5 protein-coding genes are annotated in these 6,667 nt (G+C 41.7%); 1 reads left to right on the top strand and 4 read right to left on the bottom strand.

Features of this window, described 5'->3' with window-relative positions:
* Nucleotides 1-129: 129 nt before the first annotated feature.
* The 3 genes from H6A27_RS10135 to H6A27_RS10125 are packed head-to-tail and all read right to left on the bottom strand — an operon-like array spanning nt 130 to nt 3,154.
* Nucleotides 130-1,371 (bottom strand): DcaP family trimeric outer membrane transporter, encoded by a 1,242-nt coding sequence (locus H6A27_RS10135; protein ID WP_204508596.1) that lies wholly within the window; start codon nt 1,369-1,371, stop codon nt 130-132.
* A gap of 19 nt (nt 1,372-1,390) precedes the next feature.
* A complete protein-coding gene (locus tag H6A27_RS10130; protein WP_154044602.1) occupies nt 1,391-1,711 on the bottom strand; it encodes a heavy metal-binding domain-containing protein in 321 nt (106 codons plus the stop codon).
* Between the two features lie 12 nt (nt 1,712-1,723).
* Nucleotides 1,724-3,154, bottom strand: a complete 1,431-nt coding sequence (locus H6A27_RS10125) for a carbon starvation CstA family protein (protein WP_204508595.1) — start codon at nt 3,152-3,154, stop codon at nt 1,724-1,726.
* 144 nt (nt 3,155-3,298) lie between these two features.
* Here H6A27_RS10125 and H6A27_RS10120 point away from each other — a divergent pair, with 144 nt between their 5' ends.
* The gene (locus tag H6A27_RS10120) at nt 3,299-4,972 is read left to right on the top strand and encodes a glycoside hydrolase family 10-like protein (protein ID WP_204508594.1); all 1,674 of its coding nucleotides are present in this window, start codon (nt 3,299-3,301) and stop codon (nt 4,970-4,972) included.
* Nucleotides 4,973-4,987: 15 nt separating this feature from the next.
* Here H6A27_RS10120 and H6A27_RS10115 read toward each other — a convergent pair whose 3' ends face one another.
* Complete coding sequence (locus H6A27_RS10115; RefSeq protein WP_204508593.1) at nt 4,988-6,553, bottom strand: ATP-binding protein; 1,566 nt, start codon at nt 6,551-6,553, stop codon at nt 4,988-4,990.
* Between the last annotated feature and the right edge of the window lie 114 nt (nt 6,554-6,667).

Below are 6,667 nucleotides of genomic sequence, written 5' to 3'. Positions count from 1 at the left end.
GTTAATATTGTTTTTCTCTTATATACAAAGTTAACTATAATGGTATAGCTTTTTTAGTGCTATCTTATGTTATCCGTCACTTCCGATTTTAAACATAGGAACTTTTTTAAATAGGTTATTGCAGCATTATCAGAACAGGAACATTGCAGTAAATACAATACGGTTGTTCTTTACAAGATGTGTATCAACGACCTTTCCTTTTTCATCATTGCTGCCATACCATGCACCTATCCACGAATATTCAGCACCGAACTTCCAGTTAGGAATGTTATATGTAAGCTCAGCCGTTGCTGTTGATAACTGGTCGAGGTTTGTACCTGTACCTATCAGAGAAGTAACATCATCCTTTGCACCAAAATTTTTCAGATAGCCACCAAATACTCCGAAACGCAACTTGCTTCCGTAAACCATATTTACCCATGAATGCGAAACACGCAGAGGAGCATATTCCTGTTCGCCAGTACGCGCGTCAACCGATGTCACTCCATATCCGCCTACAGTACTTGTCATTGTCAGGTTTGAGCTGAGCAAAGTCTTTGCAGAGAATGAGAACTTATCTTTTACATACTTAATGTGAGCCTCACCCGAAACTCCAGTAATACGCTCGTTCACCTTATATATATTGCCACCGAACTCCGATTGTGTACGAGGTGTCAATGACGACACATGTACTCCTGCACCGACAATAATACCCGATGTCCTGTAGTCCGCTCCAAAATAGAATTCTGGCACACAACTGTTTTTCAGGAAATTCTGGCTTTTCTGTGTTGAAGTGGTTCCCGGGGTATTATTGGCCGGACCGACAGACAGATACTGCGACTGCCATATAGCCGAAGCAGTAAGTACAATACCGTTTGAAGTAAATCTGTATCTTAACTGAGGAGCACGGCTGAAAGGCTGATACGGAGCACCCATATTAAGGTTCAGGATGTCAGGAGCTACATCACCATACAGGGGATGCCATGTCTGACCTACGAGCAAAGCTGATTTACTCCAATCAAGATTAAAATATACATGACGCATTCGGAACAATGAAAAAGTTGTACCTGAACCACGAAAATCTACTTCCAGCTTTGCAGAAGTCCTTATCTTTCCCATCAGTTCAGGACCTTTCACATCAATTCCAAGACGTGAATACAGTGTATAGAATCCACCGTTGGCAAAACTGTTAAGGTCTTTTCCGTCGGCATCATTCGAAATATCTTTCGGATACATGTAGAACAATCCGTCAACAGTTTCCGAATTTGCTCTTGAGTTATAAAACAGGTCTGTACGAACCTGACCATAAAATTTGTAATCAAAACCTTTCTTCTGGGCTATCATCAACCCCGGCAATGCCATAAAGGCTACCGCAACTAAACTTTTCTTCATTTCTACCCTATAAAAAATATTATTCCAAATATACAGCAGTCCCCGAAGCTGTAACCATTAGCATACTTCCGTTTCCACCTACAGTCTCAAAATCAAGATCTATTCCTATGACTGCATTGGCTCCAAGACGCATAGCCTCATCACACATTTCTTTCATCGCGCTATCCTTAGCCTGGCGCAAAACCTCTTCGTAAGACCCTGCACGTCCGCCCACGATATCACGAATACTTGCAAACAAGTCTCTGAACATATTTGCACCGATTATAGTCTCACCAGAGACTATTCCATAATAATGCAGAATACGCTTGCCTTCCACATTATTGGTTGTTGTCATTAACATATTATCTATATTTTAGTGTTTAACAGATTTTCTATACCATGCCACAAACCATATTGCAGCCACTATTACACATGCCGTTCCTCCCCAGTAAGATATAACAGGCGAAAGGCTGAAACCTTCCGGAGCTATCAATATATATGTGGAGCATACGCATGTCATAAACAAGGCAGGAATAAGAGTCACCCAATAGTTCTTCTTATTCTTAACCAGATAGACAGTTATTGCCCAAAGTGTAAATACCGAAAGTGTCTGGTTACACCATGCAAAGTATCGCCATATAATCTTGAAACCTTCGGCATTACTGAAACTGAATACCAGAAGTCCCACTGTGAGAAGGAATATAGGAATACATATCAGCAGACGTTTTGCGATGCTGCGCTGTTCGATACCGAGGAAGTCGGCGACGATAAGACGTGCTGAACGGAGTGCAGTGTCACCGCTGGTGATAGGAGCTGCAACTATACCCAATATTGCAAGTATCCCACCAAAAGTACCAAGCCACTGATTGGAAATATCTGTAGCCACCTTCGCACCCGAATAAGCAATACCTGTAGCCTGATCCACAATTCCGTTTTCATGGAAGAAATATGTAGCTGCAGCAGCCCATATCAAAGCTACTATACCTTCTGTCACCATTGCTCCGTAGAAAATAGGGCGACAATGCTTCTCGTTGACCATACATCTTGCCATCAGAGGAGACTGTGTGGCATGGAAACCGCTTATAGCACCACAGGCTATTGAGATGAACATCATCGGGAATATAGGATTATTCTCATATTTTGTTCCGAAACCGTTCCACATTTCCGGAAGGTCCGGCGACTTAACGTAAAGCATCACAAGTATCCCGACAGCCATAAACAGCAGGGCAAATGCAAACAGAGGATATATGCGGCCGATGATTTTATCTATTGGAAGCATAGTGGCAAGAATGTAATACAAGAATATCACTATCATCCAGAAATATATATTCATATAATCAGGAGTCATACCTGCCAGCAGCTCAGCCGGTCCTGACACAAACACGGCACCGACCAGAATCATAAGCAACACGGTAAATATGCAAGCTACTTTCTTGGTGGTAAGTCCCAAATACCGTCCTATAATCTCAGGAAGGCTCTCGCCGGAATTACGTATGGAAAGCGCGCCGGAAAAGAAATCGTGCACGGCTCCGGCAAATATTGTACCGAAAACAATCCAAAGATAGGATGCCGTACCGAACTGCGCTCCCATTATAGCTCCGAATATAGGTCCAAGACCGGCTATATTAAGGAACTGAATCATGAAAATCTTCCACGTAGGAAGAGGTATAAAATCTACTCCATCGGCCATCGTTATGGCAGGAGTCTTGCGTGAGGCATCCGGCTGGAAAAGTCTGTCAATGAACTTTCCGTAAACCAGGTAGCCCACAATAAGCAATACTAAAGCTAAACTAAATGTTATCATAATATTTTTTGTTTGATTTTCTCAATAATCACTTGCAAAAGTAATGTTATTTAGTCAGAAATAAAACATAAAACTACAGATTACACATTTTACTGAGATTTTTCGACAAAGTCTTAGTATCTTTGCAGCCAAACGACAAAAGATATGCACAAAAACATCATTATACTATCTCTTTTAGCGATATTCACATTGAATATCCATGCTTCGGTTAAATACGAGGTAAGAGCTTCATGGATAACAACGATAGGTGGCCTTGACTGGCCATCAAATAAAGCCACATCAGCATACGGAATAAAACGACAGAAAGAAGAACTGTGCAGACAACTGGACATGCTGAAACAGGCTAATTTCAACACCGTACTGTTTCAGACACGACTTAGGGGTGACGTGATATATCCCTCAGCATACGAGACTTTTGCCGAATCTCTGACTGGCAAAACCGGACGCAATCCCGGATATGACCCTCTGAAATTCGCAATTGAAGAATGCCATAAACGCGGCATGGAGCTTCATGCGTGGATAGTGTGCATACCTGCCGGAAACGACAGGCAGGTGAGACTGCTTGGAAAGAAATCCGTAGTAAGGAAAAAACCTGAAATGTGCATTCACTTCAATAAGGCATGGTATCTTGACCCCGGAAATCCGGAAACCGCGGAATACCTTGCTACAATAGCAAAGGAAATAACCATGAATTATGATATCGACGGAATACATTTAGACTATATAAGATACCCGGAAAACGGCGAGAAATTTCCTGATACAAAAACGTTCCGTAAATACGGCAAGGGGAAAAACCTGTCGCAATGGCGCAGGGACAACATAACTTCTATAGTAAAGAAAATATATAATGATGTGAAAGCCGTCAAGCCGTGGGTGAAGATAAGCAGCTCGCCTGTAGGGAAATACAATGACACACGCAGATACAGTTCAAAGGGTTGGAACGCGTTTAACGCTGTATATCAGGACCCGAAGCTTTGGCTTGAGTCAGGCATACACGATGCCGTATTCCCCATGATGTATTTCCGCGACAACCAGTTCTACCCTTTCGCGCTCGATTGGGAAGAGAACAAGCACGGGCGATGGGTGGTTCCCGGACTGGGAATATATTTTCTGAAACAAAAGGCACATGAATGGGACATAAACGAGATAATGAGGCAGATATATTTCACCCGACGCAACGGACTGGACGGACAGGCTTTCTTCAGAAACGAATTCCTGATGAAAAACACGTGTGGTCTTACAGACAGCCTGAAATGCCGATTCTATACATATCCGGCTGCCGTACCTCCAATGGTATGGCAGGACAGCATTGCTCCAGCTCAACCTGTAAACGGAGTAATATCATTCAGGAATGACAGTGTGATGATTAACTGGGATAAAGCGGACTCTTCGAAAACAGAAGAAGCAAGCTATCGCATTTATGCGTCAGATTTTTATCCGATGGATACAAACGACGGTAAAAACATTATCTGCCTGAAACACAAATCCAACAGTTTCCACTATAGCTCGAAAGACGGTAAAATCAAGCGTTTTTGGGCCATCACGGCTACCGACCGCTACGGCAACGAAAGCTCTCCGCTGGAAATAAACCGTCCTGCGGACGACGAAAGAATAATTTCAGTAAACAAACTGCCGGAAGCACCAGAAGGATGCGTTATATCTGTAAACGACATCACAGGAATGGAGCTTTTCAGAACGAAAAGCAGTTCTGATGAATTAGTAAAGAAACTCCAAAAAGGAGTATATTCCATTCAATATATACTGCCAGACGGGAAACAGGAGAATATAACTCTGATAATATCGGAAAGAGGTCAATGAGAATATACAATACGGCTATTCGCAGAGCCAGTCTGCAATAGTACCTGTTTCGGATGAAAATACAGCACCTATCTTGTATATTCTTCTTTTGTCGGAAGCATACTCAAGGGCATAACCTTTTTCATTTATCTGACGAAGAGCTTCGCTCGCAGTGCCATCAAGTTTAAATTCAAATATATAGACATAATCAGGAGTTTCAACAATACAATCCACTCTACCCTGACTTTGCAGCTTTTCAATATAAACCGTATATACGCTGATAAGGCGCATAATAAGATAGAAAGTATATTGGAAATATCTTTCACGTTCGCGTTCGTTTTCCTTACGTCGCATGATATATGGAATGCCGGCAAGGAAAGAAGTCAGACCTGTACGGAAATCCTCAATCTTTCCGTCCTCCAGCTGAAAAGCAGCATTTCGAATCCATGAATAGATGCTCTCACGAGTATTGAAATAGTTGCTGGCCACAAGAGAAAGAAAACCTTTCTTTACCTCGTTGTTCGGATAATCCAAAAGAAAGACATTGCGGCGCAGATTAAAGTCTTTTATAGTAAGATAACCACTCTGATAAATCATCGGCAAAGGCTGTTCTACGGTAGCTTTATAGTCAATAAATTCTTCAGCCGAATAATAGCGCCCTGTTATCTCGTCCATATTCTCGTCGGTGTGCGAAAGCAGACGGATGAGATAGGTAGGTGTACCGCTCTTGAACCAATAGTCTGAGATATCCAAAGTTGCAAAAGCATTAAGCAGACTGAATGGATTATAAACATCAGTCATGTTCTTACTGAAATGATAACCGTCGTAATGCGACTTAAGCATTGAACGCATTTCATCGTATGAGCATTCGTATCTGCCAGACATTTCTTCTATCGGTTCACGGAATACTGTATCCAGTTCTGTCTGTGATATACCACAAAGAGTTTCATACTTGCCGTGCATACTTATATCAAAAGGCTGATTGAAACCACTGAATACACTGACCTGAGAAAACTTGGTAACTCCAGTAAGAAAGACAAACTGAAGATGCTCATCAGCGCTTTTGAACACCGAATAGAAACTTTTCAATGTATTGCGATGCTCTTCCTCAAGATTTTTGTCCACATCAAGAACATCAAGAATAGGCTTGTCGTATTCGTCTATCAGAACTACGGCACGTCGCCCGCTCTGCTCATGGGCAACACGAATAAGTTCAGCAAACAAGTCGCCCAAACCAAGCTCTTTAGTTCGTTCAGGTAAAGAATATTCTTCTGCCCAAGACAAAAGATAATACCTTATTTTTTTCTCAAGACCTCCCCTAACAGTATAGTCTGTACCATTGAAATCCAAATGAAACACCGGATATACATTCCAGTCTTTCTCCAGAGAGTCTATCTTCAAGCCTTTGAAAAGTTCTTTCCTACCAAGAAAATAGTTCTTCAATGTAGAAACCAGAAGGCTCTTTCCGAAACGGCGCGGACGACTAAGAAAGTAGATTTTACCTTCGGTCACAAGGCTATATACCATATCGGTCTTGTCGATATACACATAACCGTCTTCTATCAACTGGTCAAAACTCTGGATTCCTATCGGGTATTTCATAAACAGACTTTATTTGATTCTTAATATTATGTTGTAAAGATAACACAATATTAAATTATAACCAACAGCTTTAGGCTGATTTCTATAAATCAACACCAAAAATTTCCGCTTTAC

Source organism: Bacteroides caecigallinarum, assembly GCF_016902295.1.
GTDB classification, from domain to species: domain Bacteria; phylum Bacteroidota; class Bacteroidia; order Bacteroidales; family Bacteroidaceae; genus Phocaeicola; species Phocaeicola caecigallinarum_A.
This window is presented reverse-complemented; position numbering and strand designations above follow the sequence as displayed.